Annotated in this window: 16 protein-coding genes and 3 pseudogenes; 1 reads left to right on the forward strand and 18 read right to left on the reverse strand. The window is 57.9% G+C overall.

All coding sequences use genetic code 11. The features are described 5' to 3' along the window. Positions 1-462: 462 nt before the first annotated feature. From BZ163_RS07565 to BZ163_RS07595, 7 genes and pseudogenes are all read right to left on the reverse strand, one after another. Entirely contained in the window at positions 463-1,371 is a 909-nt protein-coding gene (locus BZ163_RS07565) for a MurR/RpiR family transcriptional regulator (protein WP_128870410.1), read from the reverse strand. Positions 1,372-1,498: 127 nt separating this feature from the next. Further along, on the reverse strand, positions 1,499-2,263 hold the full coding sequence (locus tag BZ163_RS07570; protein ID WP_128870411.1) for an ABC transporter ATP-binding protein: 765 nt from the start codon (positions 2,261-2,263) through the stop codon (positions 1,499-1,501). An 18-nt stretch (positions 2,264-2,281) separates the two neighbouring features. Further along, on the reverse strand, positions 2,282-3,394 hold the full coding sequence (locus tag BZ163_RS07575) for a succinylglutamate desuccinylase/aspartoacylase family protein (protein WP_128870412.1): 1,113 nt from the start codon (positions 3,392-3,394) through the stop codon (positions 2,282-2,284). Positions 3,395-3,403: 9 nt separating this feature from the next. Continuing rightward, positions 3,404-4,102, reverse strand: a complete 699-nt coding sequence (locus BZ163_RS07580; protein ID WP_128870413.1) for an ABC transporter permease — start codon at positions 4,100-4,102, stop codon at positions 3,404-3,406. 13 nt (positions 4,103-4,115) lie between these two features. Continuing rightward, positions 4,116-4,805 carry an ABC transporter permease gene (locus BZ163_RS07585; protein ID WP_128870414.1) on the reverse strand — a complete coding sequence of 230 codons (690 nt, stop codon included), beginning with the start codon at positions 4,803-4,805 and terminating at the stop codon, positions 4,116-4,118. Positions 4,806-4,895: 90 nt separating this feature from the next. After that, on the reverse strand, positions 4,896-5,672 hold the full coding sequence (locus BZ163_RS07590) for an ABC transporter substrate-binding protein (protein ID WP_128870415.1): 777 nt from the start codon (positions 5,670-5,672) through the stop codon (positions 4,896-4,898). Between the two features lie 249 nt (positions 5,673-5,921). Next, positions 5,922-6,799 (reverse strand): annotated as a pseudogene (locus BZ163_RS07595) (serine hydrolase domain-containing protein). Between the two features lie 323 nt (positions 6,800-7,122). Between BZ163_RS07595 and ilvA the strand changes: the two are divergent. Next, a complete protein-coding gene (gene ilvA, locus BZ163_RS07600; RefSeq protein WP_128870416.1) occupies positions 7,123-8,136 on the forward strand; it encodes a threonine ammonia-lyase, biosynthetic in 1,014 nt (337 codons plus the stop codon). A 92-nt stretch (positions 8,137-8,228) separates the two neighbouring features. On the opposite strand, the pseudogene BZ163_RS35475 reads toward ilvA, so the two are convergent. The 11 genes and pseudogenes from BZ163_RS35475 to BZ163_RS07660 all read right to left on the reverse strand — a co-directional run bounded on the left by BZ163_RS35475 (position 8,229) and on the right by BZ163_RS07660 (position 21,050). After that, positions 8,229-8,476: pseudogene (locus BZ163_RS35475) on the reverse strand (DUF6124 family protein). Between the two features lie 39 nt (positions 8,477-8,515). Beyond that, positions 8,516-9,271, reverse strand: a complete 756-nt coding sequence (locus tag BZ163_RS07610) for a DUF4239 domain-containing protein (RefSeq protein ID WP_128870417.1) — start codon at positions 9,269-9,271, stop codon at positions 8,516-8,518. 108 nt (positions 9,272-9,379) lie between these two features. Next, positions 9,380-9,631 (reverse strand): annotated as a pseudogene (locus BZ163_RS07615) (chitin deacetylase); the annotation flags it as partial. Positions 9,632-9,636: 5 nt separating this feature from the next. Next, positions 9,637-10,509: a GNAT family N-acetyltransferase gene (locus tag BZ163_RS07620; RefSeq protein ID WP_128870418.1), complete on the reverse strand. Its 873-nt coding sequence runs from the start codon at positions 10,507-10,509 to the stop codon at positions 9,637-9,639. 219 nt (positions 10,510-10,728) lie between these two features. Beyond that, positions 10,729-11,907, reverse strand: coding sequence for a GGDEF domain-containing protein (locus BZ163_RS07625; protein ID WP_128870419.1), 1,179 nt, complete (start codon positions 11,905-11,907; stop codon positions 10,729-10,731). Positions 11,908-12,157: 250 nt separating this feature from the next. Next, a complete protein-coding gene (locus BZ163_RS07635) occupies positions 12,158-13,045 on the reverse strand; it encodes a phage antirepressor N-terminal domain-containing protein (RefSeq protein ID WP_128870421.1) in 888 nt (295 codons plus the stop codon). Between the two features lie 193 nt (positions 13,046-13,238). Continuing rightward, entirely contained in the window at positions 13,239-13,667 is a 429-nt protein-coding gene (locus BZ163_RS07640) for a hypothetical protein (RefSeq protein WP_128870422.1), read from the reverse strand. 343 nt (positions 13,668-14,010) lie between these two features. Next, positions 14,011-15,009 (reverse strand): GTP 3',8-cyclase MoaA, encoded by a 999-nt coding sequence (gene moaA, locus BZ163_RS07645; protein ID WP_128870423.1) that lies wholly within the window; start codon positions 15,007-15,009, stop codon positions 14,011-14,013. A gap of 137 nt (positions 15,010-15,146) precedes the next feature. After that, a complete protein-coding gene (locus BZ163_RS07650) occupies positions 15,147-16,592 on the reverse strand; it encodes a short-chain fatty acid transporter (protein ID WP_128870424.1) in 1,446 nt (481 codons plus the stop codon). Positions 16,593-16,643: 51 nt separating this feature from the next. Next, complete coding sequence (locus BZ163_RS07655; protein ID WP_128870425.1) at positions 16,644-17,591, reverse strand: ornithine cyclodeaminase family protein; 948 nt, start codon at positions 17,589-17,591, stop codon at positions 16,644-16,646. A 33-nt stretch (positions 17,592-17,624) separates the two neighbouring features. Beyond that, on the reverse strand, positions 17,625-21,050 hold the full coding sequence (locus BZ163_RS07660; protein WP_128870426.1) for a molybdopterin-dependent oxidoreductase: 3,426 nt from the start codon (positions 21,048-21,050) through the stop codon (positions 17,625-17,627). Positions 21,051-21,059 lie beyond the last annotated feature (9 nt).

Genomic DNA, 21,059 nt, shown 5'->3' on the forward strand with positions numbered 1-21,059 from the left:
TCCCGAACTCAGCAGTGAAACGATGCATCGCCGATGGTAGTGTGGGGTTTCCCCATGTGAGAGTAGGTCATCGTCAAGATTAAATTCCGAAACCCCTATCTGCGCATGCAGGTAGGGGTTTTGTTTTGCCTGGAATAAAGCGAAATCCTGTAGGAGCGAGCTTGCTCGGAAGGTCGCCAACGATGACGCTGGCCTCCTGACACCCCGCGGTGTCCTGAAGTTTTTCGCGAGCAAGCTCGCTCCTACGCACGTCGCCTTCGCATCAGTGAAACTTCGGCAGCACGTAATTGTGGGTGCCATGCCGGATGATTGTCATTCCAGCAACGGCCGTTGATGGCTGCGGGCTTCGAGTACTCATGCGGTGATCTCAGTTGCTGTACGCCTGCGTTAGAGTCGCACATCAACGTTTGGACCCCGAGGCAAAAAGAGGAGCTTTAGGCGACCGACGGAGAACAAGAGGAACTACTTTCTCGGTGGTTTGCCGCTGGCAGGGATGTGCAGGTACGACATCACGCTTTCAGTCAGTTCGGTTGCCAGTTTGACCGCTTCTTTATTGCGCGCCATCACGCCGGCGACCAAGCCTTCGATCAAGGCCAGCACGGCGATGTTGGAACTGGTCAGCACCGGGTGATCGCAAGGCGCAAACAGGGTGTGCTCGGCAATGCCGGTGAGCGGCGAGGCGGGAGAGTCGGTAATGGCCAGCACCGATGCGCCACGTTCATTGGCGAAGCGTGCCAGTTGCAGGGTGTCGAGGGAGTAGCGCGGCAGGGAGATCGCCAGCAACACGTCACGGTCAGTGATCGCGGCCAGTCGGTAGGCGGCATTTTCGTTGCCGCCCTCCATGCTGATGGCCGTGGCGTCGGCACAGAAGGGCATCAGGGTCGAGGCGGCGAGGCCGGCGAAGTACACACTGTTGCCGAACCCCAGAATGTAGATTTTACGTGCCGTGGTCAGGCGAGTGACGAACGCTTCAAAGGTGTCGGCATGGTTGTTGGTCGCTGCGGTGGCCAGGTTGCTGCTGGCGCTCTGGAGTTGCTCATGCAGGCCAAACGCGCCGCCCGGGCGCTGGGCAAGTTCGTTGCGCAGTTTGTCGACCGGCGACACCATCTGCTGCAATGTGGCGACCAGCTCGGCCTTCATGCCGCTGTAACCACCGAGGTTCAGCGCTTTGGCCAGACGGTTGACGGCGGCGGGTGAGGTCAATGTTTCGTGAGCCATCTCCTCGATGGTCAGCGTCGCGGCTTTGAGCGGGTGACGCAGGATAAAGTCCGCCACCTTGCGCAACGACGGTGGCAGTTCGGCAACGATTTCCGTCAGTTTGCGCATGACCGGCGCGGCATAGACCGTGGTGTCTTTCGATGGGGTGGGCATATCCGGCTCAACAATTCCTGAAGGTGAGAGAAGGGCTGTGCCTGATGCCCTGACAAGGTTGGCTGGAGTGTATCCGAAGCCAACCTTGTGAGGGCAGCGCCGAGCAGTGGAGGGGTGGACGACGGCCTTACTTCAAGCTCCCGGCCAGAAACTGCTGGAGGCGTTCGGACTGTGGATTGACCAGCACCTCGCGCGGGGCGCCGCGCTCTTCGACAACGCCCTTGTGCAGGAACACCAGTTGGTTCGACACCTCGCGGGCAAAGCCCATTTCGTGAGTCACCACCACCATGGTGCGGCCTTCCTGCGCCAGATCCTGCATGACTTTAAGCACTTCGCCGACCAGTTCGGGGTCGAGCGCCGACGTTGGCTCATCAAACAGCATCACCTGCGGTTCCATCGCCAATGCGCGGGCAATGGCCACGCGCTGCTGCTCGCCACCGGACATATGCGCCGGCCAGGCGTTCATGCGGTGCGCCACCCCGACTTTGTCCAGGTAGTGCTCGGCCTTTTCCCGAGCCTCTTTCTTGCCCAGCCCCTGCACATGCACCGGGGCTTCCATGACGTTTTCCAAGGCGCTCATGTGGGACCAGAGGTTGAAGTGTTGGAACACCATCGATAGCTGCGAGCGCATGCGTTGCAACTGCCTGGGTTCGGCCGCCTTCAACCCGCCAAGCTTGTTGGCCGCCAGCTTGAGCGGTTCGCCATTGAGCACGATAGTGCCCGCATTGGGTTGCTCCAGCAGGTTGATGCAGCGCAGGAAGGTACTTTTGCCCGAGCCGCTGGAGCCGATGATGCTGATCACGTCGCCGGCCTGTGCTTGCAGGGACACGCCCTTGAGCACCTGGTGTGCGCCGTAGCTTTTGTGCAGGTCCTGAACTTCAAGTTTGTACATGGTTTGAACTCTCTGGAATCAGTCGCTGAGCAAGCGACCCTGGCGAATGGGGGTGACGCCTGCCACTTTGGCCAGCCACAATCCAGGCTGGGCAAAGCGCAGCCGTTCGCGGGCATAGAGAATGCCGTCGGTGCTGGCGCGCACTACGCTATACCGATCGGTCAGCGGGTCGATGACTTCGAATAGCGGGTCGCCGACCTTGACCTGCGCGCCCAGCGGTTGCAGAAAACTCACCACGCCCGGATGGGGCGCACAGGCGTACTGCGCGCCGGCGAATGGCATGGCCTGGCAATGGCTCGGCGGTGCCGCTGGCCAGTCGCCGCTGATCAGGCCTTGATCGGCGAGATACCCGAGAATCGCCCGTGCACTGTCGACGCATTGCACGCGTTCGGTGTCGGCCATGCCGCGCAATTCGATGGTGGTGGCCACGCACGCCAGGGGAATATTGGCGGCAGGAAAGCGCTCGGCCAGGCGTAACCAGGCAATAGCGCAGGCTTCATCGAAGGCACTGCCGCCCGCGTCTTCGGCCAACAGCGTGACCCCGGCACCGAGGCGCGCGGCCAGCGACTGCAAGCGTGGCCAGTGTTGCGGCATCGCATACAACAACATGATCGATTCGAAATCGCAGTGCAGGTCCAGCACCACATCGGCGTCACAGGCATGCTGCAGCAACAGGCGGCGCAGGCCGTCGAGCTCCGAGTCCGGTGCTGGCATGGCGGCCAGGGCATCGCCCATGGCGCGACGGATCAGTGCGATATTGGCGTCGGCATCGTTTCCCAATCGGCCTTCCAGCAGCTGTGCAACGGCATCGACCAACGCCGGGAAGTCGCGATTGAAGTTCTTGCCGCTGGAGAACTCAAAGCGCCCCTGATGGGTGGCCTGGAACATCTGGGCGATCCCGATCGGATTGGCCATTGGCACCAACTCGATCGTCCCGGTCAGGCGGCCTTGTGCTTCCAGTTCCAGAAGACGGCGCTTGAGCTCGACGGCGACGCGCATCCCCGGTAACTCGTCGGCATGCAACGACGCCTGGATGTACGCTTTGCGTGATCCACTGCCAAAACGAAACAGGGTCAGCGTGCGTTCGGTGCCCGAGGCACTCCACGGCAAGCGGTATTTAATGTGCTCCATAGCAGCTCCTTAGTGCTTGCGGGGTGCCAGGTACGCCAGCCAGCGGCGCTCGGCCAGCTTGAACAGACGTACCAGGATGAAGGTCAGGACGAGGTAGATGAGGCCGGCGGTGATAAACGCCTCGAACGGCAGATAGAACCGTGAGCTGACAGTGCGCGCGGCCCCGGTGATGTCGACGAGGGTGACGATGGAGGCCAGGCTGGTGGTTTGCAGCATCATCAGCACTTCGTTGCTGTACTGCGGCAAGGCCCGGCGCAAGGCCGACGGCATGAGAATCCGCCGATACAGGGTCAGGCGTGACATGCCCATGGCCCTGGCGGCTTCGATCTCGCCATCGGGGGTGGCTTTCAAACTGCCGGCCAGCAGCTCTGCGCTATAGGCGCTGGTGTTGATCGCGAAGGCCAGGCAGGCGCAAAAAGTGGCGCTGGAGAGGTAAGGCCAGAGCACGCTTTGGCGCACCGCTTCGAACTGCGCCAGGCCGTAATAGATCAGGAACAATTGCACCAGCATCGGCGTGCCGCGAATCACGTAGGTATAGAGCCAGGCCGGGAAGTTGATCAGCGGCGATCGCGACACCCGCATCAGCGCCAGTGGAATCGCCAGTACCAAACCCAGGGCCAGGGAAATGAGCAGGACTTTGAGGGTCAACAAGGCGCCGTTGAAATACAGCGGCAGGTTTTCCCAGATCAGGTTGTAGTCGAGAATCATGGGCGGGCTCCCCTCACAATTCGGCGGCTTTGATGCCGACCGAGTAGTGTTTTTCCAGATAGCGCAGCACCAGCAAGGACAGGCTGGTGAGCATCAGGTACAGCGCCGCCACCGCGAGGTAAAACGTGAAAGGCTCGTGGGTGGCATCCGCGGCGTTCTTGGCCTTGAACATCATGTCCTGCAAGCCGATCACCGAGATCAGCGCGGTGGATTTGGTCAGCACCAGCCAATTGTTGGTGAACCCGGGAATGGCGAAACGGATCATCTGCGGCACCAGAATTCGCCGGAATACCTGCGCACTGCTCATGCCATAGGCCACGCCGGCCTCGGCCTGACCTTTGGGGATCGCCATGAAGGCGCCGCGAAAGGTTTCCGAGAGGTAGGCGCCAAAAATGAAGCCCATGGTGCAGACCCCGGCGATAAAGGGGTTGATGTCGATGTAGCGGGTGTAACCGAACGCCAGGGCCATGCGGTTTACCAGATCCTGGCCGCCGTAGAAGATCAGAAGGATCAGCACCAGGTCGGGAATGCCGCGAATCAGCGTGGTGTAACTTTCCCCGAGCATGGCCAGCCACTTCAGCGGTGACAATCGAAAAGCCGCGCCGATCAGCCCCAGGGCAATCGCCATGGACATGGAGGTCAAGGCCAGGTTTATGGTCAGCCAGGCGCCATCGAGAATGCTCGATCCGTAGCCGTGGAGCATGATGAAGTTCCTCAAGCGAGCGCCGCGAGGCGCGCAAGACATGCCCGGGAGACGCCTGCAATGGGCCGGCGCCGGGGCTGAAGGTAAGGCTTACTCGCCGTAGATATCGAACGCGAAGTACTTGGCCATCACTTGCTGGTACTTGCCATTGGCGCGAATGGTGTCGATCGCGGCGCTCAGGCGCGCAACGTTGGCGCTGTCGCCTTTGCGCACGGCGATTCCGGCGCCCCGGCCAAAATACTTCGGGTCGTTGATGTCGGGCCCTGTCAGTGCGAAGCCCTGGCCAGCGGGTGTCTTGATGAAGCTCTCATCGGTATTGACGATGTCGGCGAGGGTGGCGTCCAGACGACCCGAGGCGAGATCGAGGAAGGCTTCATTCTGGGAGCCGTAGCGCACTACGACGACGCCGGCTTTTTCCAGTTGCTCGGTGGCAAAACGATCGTAAGTCGAGGAGCGTTGCACCCCGACTTTCTTGCCCTTGAGGTCCACCAACGGGTCATTGATCACGTTGCCGGCCTTCATCGCGAACTTGCCCGGGGTGTGGTAGTACTTTTTGCTGAAGTCCACCGACTTCATCCGGTCTTCGGTGATGGACATCGACGACAGCACGGCATCGATCTTGCGCACTTTGAGCGACGGGATCATGCCGTCGAATTCCTGAATGACCCACTCGCACTTGACCTTCATTTCTTCGCACAAGGCATTGCCGATGTCGTAATCGAACCCGCTGACATTGCCCTCGGGTGTCTTGAAGGAGAAGGGCGGGTAGGCGGCTTCGATGCCGATACGCAGGCTGTCTTCGTCGGCCTGTGCCAGGAAGCTGAACGCGCATAGCGCCAGCGCACCTAGAAGTTCTGTCTTGTTCATATTGTTGACTCCTTGAGGGCATTTGAGGGAAGCGGACGCCCGCCATCCGGGTTGGCGAGGTGGATCGGTCCTGTGATCGGCGAGGCTATAAATGACACAATAAAAATCCATATGCAACACAACTGAAAAAAAAACATATCAGTTCGAGGCGTGACAAAGCGCTGCCGGAGTGGCGAATTTTCCGTTCGCGGAGGAGCGGTTCTGAGTCTGCCCTGGAGGGGCTTGGTAGAGGTGGCCCCCTGCAACCGCCTAACGCAAGGCCTGGATCAATTGCCGAACGACATGCGCTTCGACTGCACCTTCGTTGGCGTCTGCCTCAACACTTGCACAACACGCCGAGGCGCCACCGCACGAGAGGCGGTAAACCGCGATGACGCTGCCAGGTCCACAGCCGGTGTGTCCGCACAGGGTCAAGCCCCCCTCGATCGAACCCTGCATCACACCCAGTCCATAGCCTGGGGTAACCCATGGCCGACCGGGAATCGGCCCACCCAATGTTCGCGCGGCCTGCATTTCCTGCAGCAGTCCAGTGGGGAGCAGGTGTCCGCCAAGCACCCGATCAAGCAACAGCGCCGCTTGCGAAATGGGCCCGATCAGCAAGCCGTGATAAACCCACGCGGGGTCATAGTCCGATGTATTTTGCGGGGAGGTTTGCTGTAGATCTGCTCTGGTTGTGGCGAAGCGGACGTTGGACAGGCCCAAGGGTTTTAGTGCATATCGATCCACTGCCTCTTCAAGCGTCAGATCAGTGACCCGTTCGATGAGGGTGGCGATGAACATATAGCCAACATTCGAGTAGTGCCAACGGCGCCGGGGATGTATCGCAGTCGTGTTCCATCGAGACGTCGGATCATCTCACTTGCTGGCCAGGCTGCCTCATTGTTGGCGACGGCAGCGTGATACTCCGCAAGCTCGCCATAATCGGCGAGACCTGCCTCATGCCGCAGTAACTGGCGCAACGTGAAAGGCTGACCTGGAACGGGGTCGTCCAGTCGTACGAGCCCGTCACGCACCAAAGATAATGCGGTCGCGGCCAGGACTGTTTTGGTAAAGCTCCACCATGGCGTCATGCATTCCAGTCGCTGAGGCGTTACCAGTTGGCCATTCGATACAAGTGAGCTGAACATTGATTGCCCTGGAGGGTTTGCCGATTGAGGGAGCAACAAGATATCGCGTGCACCGCGATCCGGGAGATCCGACAGCCCAGGTTGCACAGTTAAGCAGTTAACAGTTGGGCAGGCAAAAGAGGGGCAGCGAAATAGGCCATTGACTTGCCCCCGTCGCCCGGCTAATTTTCGGGCATGACTTCCACTGTATTGCGCTGCCAGCCAAGCATTATTACCGCCATTCCTCACTTGGCGGGCTAGCTCACGACTGCAGCACCCAACCCGCCCTGAAGGCGGGTTTTCTTTTTCTGTCTCGGGGCTCTGATCAATGTCAGGAGACCCTCATGTCCAGTACGCCTGCCCAACAAACCCTGCTTGCGCATTACGTTAAAAAGATCCTCGCCGCGCCGGTCTACGAACTCGCCATCTGTACACCGCTGCAACCGGCACCGGCGTTGTCGCTGGCCTTGGGCAATCAGATCCTGCTCAAGCGCGAAGACCTGCAGCCGACCTTCTCCTTCAAGATCCGTGGCGCCTACAACAAACTGGTGAACTTCAACGCTACGCAGAAGCAACGCGGCGTGATTACCGCTTCAGCCGGCAATCATGCCCAAGGCGTTGCGCTGGCGGCACGGGAACTCGGCATCGCCGCTACCATCGTCATGCCCGCCAACACGCCGGAGTTGAAGGTGCTGGGTGTACGCAGTCGCGGCGCCGAGGCAGTGCTGCACGGGGCCAGCTTTCCGGTGGCCTTGGCCCATGCGCTGAGGCTGGCCGAGCAAACCGGCAAGCACTTCGTTTCGCCCTTCGACGATCAGGACGTGATTGCCGGGCAGGGCACTGTCGCCATGGAAATCCTGCGTCAGCATCAAGGGCCTTTAGATGCAATCTTTGTCCCGGTGGGCGGTGGCGGCTTGATTGCCGGCATTGCCGCGTACGTCAAATACCTGCGGCCAGAGGTGCGCATCATAGGCGTCGAATCGGAACACTCCGCCTGCTTGCATGCTGCTTTACAGGCCGATGAGCGTGTAGTCCTGCCCAGCGTGGGCACCTTCGCCGATGGCGTAGCGGTCGCGCAGATCGGTGCCCATGGTTTCGACGTGTGCCGGTTCTGCGTCGATGAGGTGATCACCGTCAGTAACGATGAACTGTGCATCGCCACCAAGAATATCTACGACGACACCCGCTCGATCACCGAGCCATCCGGTGCCTTGGCCGTGGCCGGGATCAAGAAATACGTAGCGCGCACGGGTGTCCGGGGGCAGACCCTGATCGCCATCGACTCCGGTGCCAATATCAATTTCGACACGTTGCGGCACGTGGCCGAACGCGCTGCAGTGGGTGAGGCGTCGGCGTAATGGCCACCGCTTTGGACGGAATGCCATCCGCTGAAATGCGGCCCCCTAAACAAAGGGACCGCTGCACAGCCGGCATGGCTGACTCGTTCGCCTCAAGCAGGCGGATCGATCTGATCCAGCATCCGGTTCGCCGTGATTTCCGCCAGCATGATGCTGTTGGAAATACCCAGCAGGGCGTGGCGCGATTCCGCCGTCCAGATGATCCCTGCGGGTCAACCGTAAACAAGGTACTGGGAGTGCGCGGGGTGGCTTTGATGTCGGCGGTCGACGGAAAGTGGGAGTCGAGGGCGCGTTCGGCGGCTTCGTTGAGTGTGTTTGAATCGGGTTTGTATGGGGACACCGGATCGGTGTCCGGGGGATTGGGTGCGCAATGAACCCCCTAGAGCTGCATTACGGCGAGCGCCCTGCGCAGAGGCTCGTCGGATATCTGGATAGGGCCGTGAAATGGCACATTCATGTCCAATACAAGGTAAACAGAAGCCGCGATGAGCAATGCCGAGATGATGAACATTCCTATCACCATCGAGTTACGGGGAGCGCGGTATCCAAAACTGGCGAAGATGAGCGTCAACCAAGCAGCCAGCATCCCAATCAGAGGGCCGGGAATCGCTCCCTCTGACTGCTCGACGATCCTCCAACGTTGCTCGATGAGCGAATGGTACTGCTGACGAATATCCTGAAGCATCGTTTCATGGAAGCGATCCGTGGGCTTTATATCGGTCAAAGACTTGCCTATGTCATCCAGGTATTTAGCCGCCTCGCTGTTACGATGCTGCAACGCCTCGTCTCCCCGATACGGGTTCTCGATAGCGCGCTCAAGATAGGTGATCAGACGATTGCGCGTGTCTTGTGTCGCATCTCCATAGCCTCGTAGAGTCCGATCAAAAATAATCAGGCTGGTCGCATACCCATGGATGTTTGCATCAATGGACTCGAAGGTGTTCTTGGCAGAATTGATCATCAGGCCAAAGACCAGCGATGTCATAACCACAAAAATGTTGGCTACCAGGCGAATGACGGTGTTGGTGTCGTCATCCCTGTGGTGGGACGCCAGCTTAGGGTACCACTGCATCATGAAAAGCGAGGCAGCAACCAGGCACCCAAAAATGGCCAGTGCGATCCAGAGAGAGTTCATGCATCAGCGCCCCGATCAAGTGGAGTCAAGTCTTGAAGAATAGACCGTTGGGTGTTCCCCGAACTCTGCTCATCAGATACGGGGTCACCATGATGGGTTACTCGAAAGGGGGTGTTGCGCGCCCTCCTGCCACAGCAAGTCGAAAGCATCCTTGAGCAGCCGGAAGAAGTCTTCACCGCAGGCGAAACCATTCGGCAGCAGATAGCGGGCGTCGTTGTTGACCCGTGTGTAAGGGATTACCAGGTGGGCGGGCGAGCCTGGGAGCCTATAGGGCAGATCATCGTTGTAGGCGTCCGAGCTATAGAGAAAACCACCTTCCTCACGCAACAGGCGGCGGGTGTTCTGGCTGACCCTTCCTGTGGTCATCAGCCCAGCTCGAAGGTCGTGACGCCGAACACACGTTCGTGCGCGATCGCCGGAGGAGGGCCGAGGTACATGCGTGCGCAGCCGAACACCTCGATCATGCCCTGTTGGTGCACGAGCGCCATCGCGGCGGGGTTATTCTGCGGCGCATCGAGAAACAGCGGGCCACCCTGCGCAAAATCCGCCAGGCGCGTGTAGAGCGCATTGGCTGCCAGGGCGTCATCGGCGAACAAGGGGCCGATCTTGTAGCCTTCCCGGCAGCGCCTTGCTACGCCATAGCCGCTTAGCCTGCCCTCGCGCCGGCAACCCACGGCGAGTGCATCGGCTTGGGCGATCCACCCGCTCAGGAAGCTTGTGCGCGCGGCGGGGAAGCAGGTGCGGTCGTAATCGACAACCTGATCGAACGGGAAGGTGGCCAACGGGACGATGTCCTGGTCGTCTACCGGCAAGGTCGCCGGGCGTTCGGCGATCTCGGCACGAAAACGCATGTTGCGATGGGAGAAGACGAAACCACCCTCGGCGTAGTAGTCCTGCATCGCGAAGACGCCGTCCATGCCGATGCTCGCGCCTGGGCGCAGGCGGGCGAGGAGGCGCTCGCGGCGTGCGTGCCAGAGGGTATTGCCCAGACCTTGACCGCGATATTCCGGGCGGACGATGAAAAAACCCATGAAACCGAATTCGCCATTGTAGGAGGTGATGGCACCGCCGCCGATCAATTCGCCGCCCCGGGACGCCGCGATGAAGGCGGCAGGGTCCGTTGCCCAGAACAGCTCGGCATCGTGAAGCCCGGGATTCCAACCCTCACGGGCAGCCCAGTCGACGAGCTCGTCCAGCTCGGGGCGGGTCATGTTGCGTATGACCAGCTGATTCGACACCGCGAAGTTCTCCTCAGTCGCTGATCGAGCGTGTGGTCCATCCCCACTCTTGACCCTTTCGGTATAGCTTCAACCCGAGTATTGATCCAGCTCGTCACGTCACCTGCAGACGCGGCCCATCGTGAAGGGCCGCTATTGGCTGTGGATTCAACCGGTCGATGCCAGCGCTTGCCATGCCGGGGACATCCAGCACGGCCAACGATCTCCACTACGAGCGATTCAACGTGCCCGCTGCGGCTCGACGCTGGCCAGGGTCCGGTCGACCAGGCGGATACTGTCGCGTCCGCCACGCTTGGAAGCATACAGCGCGGTGTCGCCTTGTTCGATCAGTGCCGCCAGGCTGGTCGGCGGATGGTCGAACAGCGTGGCGCCGATGCTCAGGGTTACCGCTGCGGGCGTGGCGAAGGCCTGCGAGGCCGCTTGGTGAAACCGGTCCCGTAGCGCGCTGCCCAGTTCGAGGATTCGCTCATTAGAGGCGTCACCCAGCAGGATGGCGAACTCGTCACCGCCCAGCCGGGCCGCAAGCGCGCTTTCGGGCAATGCCAAACGAATCATCTCGCTCAGCGCGACCAACAGTTGGTCGCCTGCCGTATGGCCGTACAGGTCGTTGACCAGTTTGAAGTTGTCGATATCGATCAGCAGCAAGGCGCCCGGTCGAGCAGTCGAAACTGCATCCAGCAGCCGCGGCGCTCGCATTTCGAGGGCGCGGCGGTTGTACAGGGCGGTCAACGGATCACGTTCGGCCAGCCGTGCGATGTGCTTCTCCCGCCGGTAGCGCTCGGTGCCGGTCATCGATAGGGCGATCAGCATGATCGCCATCACGCCCTCGACCAGGGAGATCTGAATGATCTCGCCACGCAAGGCGGCGAGGTCGATCAAGGTGCCCGGAACGACTGCCGTTATCGCCTTGGCGAGATAGAACAGGCCATGGATCAGCAGCACATAACGCAGCTGTACCGCCCCGACGCTCAATGACTTGCCATGGGGGCGCAGCAGGGAGCTGGCCCTGAGCGCCAACAGCGCGACCAGCAGCGACTGCGCCAGCAGCATGAGCTTCGACCACGACGGCTCGTCCGGCAATAACAGCAGGGCAGGCCAGGCGACGAAAATCAGCGACCAGGCGCGGGACAGGCGCGCCTTCGTGAAGCGCGCAACGCCCAGCAGGAAAAACCAGTGGGCCGCCACCAGCAGGCCGTTGGCGAACCAGATGCCGATCAGCAACAGGCCGCTGATGCGCAGCAAGGCGAGGGTCGACCCCAGGGTAATCGTGGCAAAGCCCGCGCTCCAGAACAGGAGCGAGGGTTCGCGAATGCTGCGCCACTCGATCGCCAGGTACAGCGCGGCGGCCGCGGCGAGGGCGATCGAGAGTGTCAACATCGTGGGTGGGTCGAGCGCCATGGCCTAGCTGCCTGTCAGGTTTGGGTGAAAAGCCAGGATTGTAAGGGTTTGAGCCGATTTTTCGCAGAGTGCGGGGGGGCGTGTACTGCCTGCACCGCGAAGTCGAGCAGGACCACACCGCAAATCAGCGCGATCAAGGACGTCTCGGCAAAAGCGATGGTCAACCAGGACAGCGTCAGGAGAGTGATATAGCGTGCAGAGTCCGGCAAAAAAACGCAGTCGCGGGCTCACTCGGCTGCGGTAAATCCCGTCAGGCTGTATTTTGCCTGACCGGATATTTATCGAGGGCTTCAAAAACATCTCGTTCGCGGCGAACGGGCCACTCGAATACCCAGCATTTCAACGATATGCGTTCTATAGCGCTGTGTTGAGTCGTATTGCTTATATAACGTGGATGCTTGGACTCCCGCATCGCCTGGCGTAATTCGCGAGTGAACTTGATCTGAATGTCGTGTTTTTTGAATAGTTGGGCAAGGTGGGGAAGCTGTAGGTAGAGAAAATCCTTCGACGGGGTGCAGTGGTTGTAACGCACACCCTTGCTGGCCAGAAACGCCAGCGCCCCCCAGAACTCGACCAACATGTTGGCGGGAGGTGGTGTGCCGGTCCCGGTCCCGATGCTGGTCAGGTCGGGGACTGACAATCCTAACTGGTGGGAGGCGAGTGCGACTTGCTCATGGATCGCAGTGCGTATGGCGTTGTCGCAGGTACGACTCAATTCCTTGAGCAGTGCAACCCGATGGCGTGAGAGGGCTATCAGTTGAGCAATGTTCTGCGATCCGGCGCGAGAAGTGCTGCCCTTGGTCCAGTAGTCCCACAACACGTCGTCGCATTCTTCCTGGTAACGAACGACCTTGGCGCGAAACTCGGGCTTCACCTTGTCCGGGCTTATTGAGTAGAGCCACGCCGCAAGCTTACGAAGGGGGAGACAGGTCATTGCGTATTGTTTGCCATCACCTCCCGTTATGGTCAGTTCAACCACCGCTGAGTTAAATCTCTCCTCCAGTCTTCGCAACTGCGTTTCCCAGTCCAGTCCCATATTGTTGACGATCGGCTTCATCGCTACAAACGGATCAGTGCCCTGACCAACCAGCACTACCGTGTCCTCGTAGAACGGGACAGGCATCAGATGCTCCTGCATGGCGGTGCTCCTTTTTTGACTACATGCCCGACTATTCGCCGAGCCAAAGCCGGCATAAACCCGAACAAAAAAAATGTCAGCGTCATGGTCTAGTGCTGTTTGCTGGTTGGTCCAGTGGAAACGCCGCTTCGCCGGCAAGCCGGTCTCGCTCCCACATTTTGATCTGGGGTGTGCACAAAATCCTGGAAAGTGGTTAGCGGTACTTGATCACAATCGCCTTGAGTTTTCGACCCTCGATGGTTTTGACGTCTCGAGCCCATAGCGGTCCGTTGACATAGGCGCCCACGGGTTGGATATGGTCGTAAACCACCACCGCGGCATCGCCCCCAAGCTTGGCAGTTTCTTCACACAGTTTTTCTTCGACCTGAGCGATAGGCGGGGCGGGATCGACACTGGCATCAATGAGCACTTCGCCCAGCCGTACATGGGGACGAAGGGGCTCGGTACGCAACACGGCGACCTCGCTGGCCAGCGTCGGTGCGGGATGCTCCACGCCTACATAGGCGGTAGTCCGCGCGTCGACGGTGGCGCAACCACCCAGCGCGAGCAAGGTAGCGGTGAGTCCTCCCACCAGCAGCGACAGTTTTAAACGGGTGGACCAAGACACTTCATGGGCAGGCATGGTGGGTTTGCTCCTTACAATCCGCCGCAATACGGACTCGCTTGTTGACGGTAGCAGACGGTTCCGGAGTTGCCAGAAGCCCAGGATTTCCAATGAGCTTGTTTTTCAGTATGAGCGTTTGATGCGCCTCAAGCCTTAGAGGTCATCAGCGCAGCACACACCGCCATAAACAGAAAAACCAGGTGCGAACAGGGCGCTGCCGAACAGCACCGGAACGCTATGGGCAAGTGAAATCCACAGTCCGCCCAATGCCGTTTATTAACCCAGCCTGGCCCAGAACTCTTAGGAAAAAGAGAGGAAAAAGAAAAGGAAAAAGGGGGCGGATTTACTTTCAAAAGTATTTTTATCCTCCACTCATGTTCATGAATCGAATGACCTGAACATCGTCACTTATTTGGAAGTCGTGACTTTCCGGCTTTTTTCGCATCGCACCCAGTATCGCTTGATCGAGTTGAAGATTATCCCCAAGGGAGCATTCCAGTATTTTCTTCAAATCAACGGACTCCTCGTTGCCCAAGCACAGTAATAACTTCCCTTCTGCGGTTATTCGCACACGGTTGCAATCTGCACAAAAATTTTCGCTATGAGGGGAAATGAATCCAATTCGAGTGGATGGGAATTCTGCCAAGCGCCAATAGCGTGACGGACCATTGGTGGTTTCCGTCGATTTAATCAGCGTGTAGCGTTCGGCAATGCGGTTGCGCACTTCAGCACTTGAGCAGAACGATTCAACGCGACTGTGCTCATCAATCCTCCCCAGTGGCATCTCTTCAATGAAGCTAATGTCTATCCGGTGGTTTATGGCAAATGTCACCAGGTCAAGGATTTCGTCATCATTGCGGCCTTTCATCACTACACAGTTCAGCTTGATCTGCTGAAAGCCGGCCGTTAGTGCCGCGTCGATTCCGACCAGAACTTGTTTTAGCTCACCCGTTCGAGTCAGTTGGTGAAAGCGAGTGGGTCTTAAGCTATCCATGCTGATGTTGAGGCGCTTCAAACCTGTCGCGAACAAGGGGTAAGCCAGCCGAGCGAGATGAGAGCCATTAGTGGTCAAGCAAAGTTCATTCAAACCCGGCAGTATTGCAATTCGCTCGCATAATTCGAGAATTCCAGGCCGAATGAGAGGCTCGCCGCCAGTCAGACGAATCTTTCTCGTGCCTAATATGACGAATCTCTCGGCGAGGAGGTAAAGATCATCCAGGCTAAGCACTCTTTGGCGAGGGAGGAACTTCATGTCTTCCGCCATGCAATAGACACAACGAAAGTCGCATCTGTCCGTCACCGAAATTCGTAGATAGTCTATACGTCGACCATAGTTATCCAGCAAAGTGTTAGTTAACATTCGTCGTCCTCCAGTTTTACACTGCCCTGTGTATAGGTGAGATCAAGCCCACCAATGGGGGGGGTGAGTTTACAGAGCTTGTCGAGAGATACCCGGCTTGTGCGGCACCGACGAAGGCACCGCACAAGGATGTTGGCCTATGGCATAACCGGTGGCTGATAGGTGAGGGTGAAGGCGAGTGCCCACAACATGAACAGCACAAGGGGTGTGTGGACAACTAACTGAGTGAAAGTGAAACCGACGACGTCCTTGGCCTTAATGCCCAGCACGCCCAAAAGTGGCAGCATCCAGAAAGGATTGATCAGATTGGGGAGTGCTTCTGCGGCGTTGTATATCTGAACCGCCCATCCCAGATGAACATGCAACTCGTTAGCTGCCTGCATGACATAGGGGGCCTCAATGATCCATTTGCCACCGCCGGAAGGCACGAAGAAACCTAGCACTGCCGAATACACACCCATGACGGCAGGAAAGGCCTCCTCAGTAGCCACTGAGACAAATGCCGATGCCATGTGGTGGGAAAGAGTTGCGCCGTCCGGACCAAGTGCTTTGGTTAGAATAAACGCGATGCCACCGTATAGAGGGAATTGAATCAATACACCGGCAGTCGATGGTACAGACTTCGCTACCGCTCGAAGAAAGCGCTTCGGACGCCAGTTGAGTAGCATCCCCAGCATAAGAAACATGAAGTTGTAGGTGTTGAGGCTGGATATTGCAAAGACCGGGTCCTTTGTCGTGAACTCAAAGAACAGCCAAACGGCTCCGAGGCCAACGATAAGCAGCGTGAGCAGCGGACTGTATTCCAGCCATTCACCAGGACGGGTCGGTCGTGTCACCGCTTCGTCCGTGTCATTGAGGTTTACACCCATATCCTTGGCCGTTAACGCGCGCTCTTCTGTTGGAGCAGAGAAGTAGGCCACTAGCACAGAGACGACAATCAGAACGAAAGTCATTGCCATCGACTGCCACAGGAAGATGGTCTCCGAGAATGGGATTACACCTGTGATATCCAACAAGGATTTTGGCAAGCTAGCTGGATTAGCTTGCAGTTGAGCGGCGGAGGAACTCAAGCCCAAGGCCCAGGTCGCTCCCATGCCCAGGTACGCGGCGGCACTCGCTGCTCTATAGTCAACGCGAAATCCAGTGCGTCGGGCGATCGCACGTACAAGGAGCCCGCTTAAAATGAGACTTATCGCCCAGTTGAACAGTGAGGCCAATAGACTTACAAGGGCTACGAAGGCCACTGCACCTCGAGCTGTCTTGGGTAACGCTGCGAGCTTTTGGATCAACACAGACGCCGGTGGTGAAACCGCCACGACATATCCAGATATCGCGACGATTGCCATTTGCATGGTGAAGGGAATAAGGCTCCAGTAGCCATCACCAAAAGCGACGGCTACAGCCTTTGGAGATGCGCCTATGCACAAGGCACCGAAGGCGACTACTACTACTGCAATTGCAGCAAAAATGTAAGAGTCCGGAAACCATCTCTCCGACCATTCCGTTACTCTGATTGCAAGTCTCTCAAGTCCTGTGTGAGAAGTCGTTTCTTCTTCCTTTGTTGTGATGGTCGCAGTTTTCATGGCTGTCTCCTGTACTTATTTGAATTGATGGCAGCGCTAGGTTGTTAGTTGTTATTGACCATAATTGCAGTATGCTTCGTAAGCCATTACGGCGGCCGCCAAGTCTTCCAGTGCGGTGCCGACAGCTTTAAATACGGTAATTTCCTTACTGTTTTTTCTTCCCGGATGACCGCTGCGGCACAGTTCAGCGAGATCAGCGCTAATATCGGCCTCTCTCATGACGCCTGACGCGATCGGATGCAGCAAATCCCCGGCTTTCATTGGGGCTTCGCTGGTGTCAACGAATATGGAAGTTCCGTCGAAACAGCAGTCATCAGCTTCTCGCATCTGCGGCGTAAAACCACCGATAAGATCAAGGTGAGTGCCGGGTCGCAGGAATTCACGCCGCACGAGGGGGACAGTAGACAGGGTGGCAGCCGTCACAATGTCGGCAACTTTGCAATTGCTTTCCAGGTCTTGGGCGGCTGTTGCATGAAACCCATCGGCTCTTAGCTGTTCCACCAAACGTTCAGCTTGTCCTTGGTCAATATCCCAGACCGAAACATGTTCAATTGGCCTTACCGCGCGGTAAGCATAAGGCAGCAAACTTGCGACTCGCCCAGCACCAAGCACCAGTAAGGAGCAGGAGTCCTGGCGGCTCAGGTAGGAAGCGGCCAGTGCCGAGGCGGCAGCAGTTCGCCGGGACGTAATTTCATTGCCATCAATTAACGCCAGCGGTTTACCCGTGTTTGCGTCATGGAGCATATAGGTGGAATGCAGGCCCGGGAGTTTCAGCTTGGTGTTCCCGGGGAAGACAGTGACAGTTTTGATGCCAAGGTATTCTCCAGCTTGCCATGCAGGCATCAGCAGCATCGTCCCGGGCTCTTTGCCGTCGACCTGAATGCTGTGATTGTGGCGAAGCGGAACCTCGCATCCTCGGCTGAACGCGTTCTTCAGTGCAGGGACAAGTTGGTCAAAAGGGAGGAGTGAGCGGGTCGTTGGGGCATCGAGTATCAGCATGATTGCTTCTTCCAGGTGGGTGGAACTCTGTCGTTAGGCGTCAAGAACAAGGTCGCTGGTTGGAACTGCTTGGCAGGCCAGGCATACGGAGGAGTCTTCGGGCTCTTCGCCGTGCAGATGCCGAGTGGCTCCTGACACAACACGCACGGAACAGCTTTCGCATTGGCCGACCCGGCATCCGCTGGGTAAATTCACACCCAGGCTTTCGGCGAAGCTGAGCAGTGGTCCGTCTGCCGATTTCCACGTGCGGGAGATGCTTGATTTGGTGAACGACACACGAAACTCTTGACCAGGCTCCACCGTTACCGTTGACGGGGACCGGAAGATTTCTTTGATGATGTCGAAGCGAGGAACACCAACATCGATGAGCGCATTGGTGAAGGCGTCCATCATTGGAGCGGGCCCGCACATGTAGAAAAGCGGGCGGCGTTTCAGCATCGCTGATGGAATGCAGTCGGCACTGACTCGACCGGCAACGTCGTAATCAACACCCAATTGGTCTTCCGCACTGGGGCGGTCGTAGAAATTGATGATTCCAAGGCCAGGAATTCGCTCCTGGAGCGCTTTGAGACGAGCTTTGAAAGCGTGAGCCGCACCACGCTGATTGGCGTAGAGCAGAAGAGTTTCAGGGGGCGCCACAACATCAACAAGCGTCTCAAGCAAGTTGATGAACGGTGTAATACCGATTCCACCAGCCAGAAGAACCAAAGGACGCGAAGTAGCAACGGGCATGATGAACTTACCGGACGGAGCTCGGAGTGAGATGACATCGCCCACGGCCAATTGCTGATTGATGTAGGTGGATGCTCGACCGAAGACCTGCTCGCCGTCGGGGGTGCGTCCAGTAGCGCGCCGAACCGATATCGAGTAACCCTTGCGATTGGCTACGAATGCGGATCCGGTCATTGAGTAGGAGCGCACCACTTCTTGTGGACCAATCAACAGCTTGATAGTGGCGTGCTGCCCCGGCTGGAAATCCGGCAAGCCGCCACCGTCGAGCGGCTCCATGTACACCGAAGTGACGTCGCAAGTCTCTTTCACCAGCTTGGCAATGCGAAAATCACGGAATCCTTCCCAGCGCCTCTGCTCGATGTCGAAACGCTCATCTCGCTGGACGTCGCAGCGATACGCCCGTAGCGGTGAAGATCCGCTGATGGGATCAATATTGTCGCTAGAGATCAGGCTGTTGAAGTTGCTATTGGAACTGCCGGTGGCATCAAGGTCGACTTGGCCGAGCGAATCACACCGTTGCCACCACCCGTATTCACCGACCACAACCCCAGGATGCAGCCCCTCGGTGACACGTGCTATGAACAGTGCATTACCGACTGCGGTTGTGACTCTGACGGGATCGCCCTGCTTGATTCCGCGGGCAGCGGCCAACTCCGAGGACAGTTCCAGTTCTGGCCGAATCGCTTTGCGTCTGAGGGATGCGAGACTGCGATGTTGGCTATGGCAAAAGTAGCCGCTCTTGACAGAAGTCAACACTAAGGGGAAGGCGCCGCCCTGTACCGTGCCACCACCGTCTTGGGGTGATTTAGAGCAGGGCAAAGGGGGATAGCCATGATTCAGCAAGCGCTCCGAGTAAAGCTCCACCAACCCGGTAGGCGTGTTGAATGCGCTATGCCGAGGACGCGTAGAGTACTTTCTTGCAACGTCCACAATAGGTACTTGAACGCCTTCCGGAAGGTTACGCAGAATTTCCACGCTCAGACCGGATGGGCTAAGCATATGGTCCCAACCCGCTTCGAGACTGCCACCGAAGAACTGGTCGCTCATCCCCAGCCTGACCGCCAGATCAAACACGATTTCGTTGTCCGACCGCGATTCGCCACGGGAAGAAACCATCCGTTGGCGAAGTTGAACGAGCTGCTCGGCCTGCGCCGATATCTCGAAACCGATACGCAACCCTTCCCGCTCCCAAGGTGTATTTACGGGGAGCAAGATGTCCGCGTAACGGGCACTTGGTGATTCAAAAAGGTCGCAATGCACATAGAAGTCAAGTGCGCCAAGTGCGTTGGCACCTTTATCAACTTCCGGTTGCGACAACAACAAGTTGGTGCCGAAAGCCATCAGCGTGCGGATCGCATAAGGCTGCTCGGTGAGGATGGCATTGTAGAGATCACGTGCTGTAATCCAGCCCTGAGAAGGGGGCCCCAGCGGCCGGTCAGCAAAACCCAATGCCTTCTGCCGCTGCTCGTCTGAGAGGAGGTCAAACGAAACAACGGCATTGTGCGGTGGCTTTTGGTACACCCGATTGCCGCCGATCTTGTCGAAGCTACCTGTCAGGGCATAGAGACATGCCATTGCGCGATCGGTTTGAGTCGCATTGTCGTGCTGACCTACGCCTGACCAGGCATGAAAGGCAATCGGGCTTGCGGATCCGATGAGACGCGCGGCATTGCGTATGTCGGCTTCTGGAATCTGGGTAATAGCTGAGGTTCGCTCAACAGAGTAATGCGCACACTCGAGTGCATACAGCTCAAATGCGGGCCGACAGTTCACTAAGCGTGGGGAATTCTGCCCTACGATTTGGACTTGGAAGGTTCCGAGTAGCGCCAAGTGAGCAAAGTCTTCGCTATGCAATGTGCGCGATTCTGTTGGTGCTTCTGTAAGGGTGTCCCAGACTACGAATGCATCTTCATCTGCCCACCCGATATCGCGGCCTCGGAGAAAATGGCCATTGTCGGCACGGACAAGAAGCGGTCCATTGGTCCAGCGACAAACGAAGTCCAGGTCGAATGCTTTGGATTCAATTAGCAGATTGGCAAGTCCCATCGCCAGAGTTAAGTCCGTGCCGGGTGCAACGCGCAGCCACTGATCTGCCTGGCTTGCCAATGGTGTTGCTCGGGGATCGACCACGATTAACTTGGCGCCGGCATTTCTGCCAGCCCCGATCGCTTCAGCTTGGGCAAGCCAGGTATTGGTTGGATTGTGTCCCCAGAGCAGAATCAGCTCAGCGCGACGATAGTCGGCAGTGGGCATGCCACAGCCAAATGTGAAAGCGTGAGCGTGATCTTTGTGCCAATTGCAGATCTCAGTGGCGTAGCAAGTATTAGGACTGCCAAACAAGCGGATGAAACGTTCAATCCAGTCAATGCTGTCGCTCAAGGGAGTCCCACTGGGTGTGGTGACTGCGAAAGCGACCGATTCGGCTCCCTCATTTCGCTTCGCATGTTGGAGGCGATTGGCGACTTCTGAGAGTGCTTCTTCCCAAGTAATTCTTTTCCAACCTGGATCCGGATGGTGCTTGGGATTGGTCCTGCGCATTGGAAACAAAATGCGATCAGCACTATGAAGCAATTCAGGGGCTGACTTTCCTTTCAGGCATATCGCTTTCCCGGTGGGATGGGAGGGGTTCGGACGAACCTCCAGCAGCGTGTCATTCGCTACCACGTTGATGGTGCCGCAGCGGGAGCGGCACAGTGTGCAATAGCCTGCTTTCTCGATAATGCTCATGTTTAGTTA

The organism is Pseudomonas sp. VI4.1, assembly GCF_002029345.1.
Classification (GTDB): domain Bacteria; phylum Pseudomonadota; class Gammaproteobacteria; order Pseudomonadales; family Pseudomonadaceae; genus Aquipseudomonas.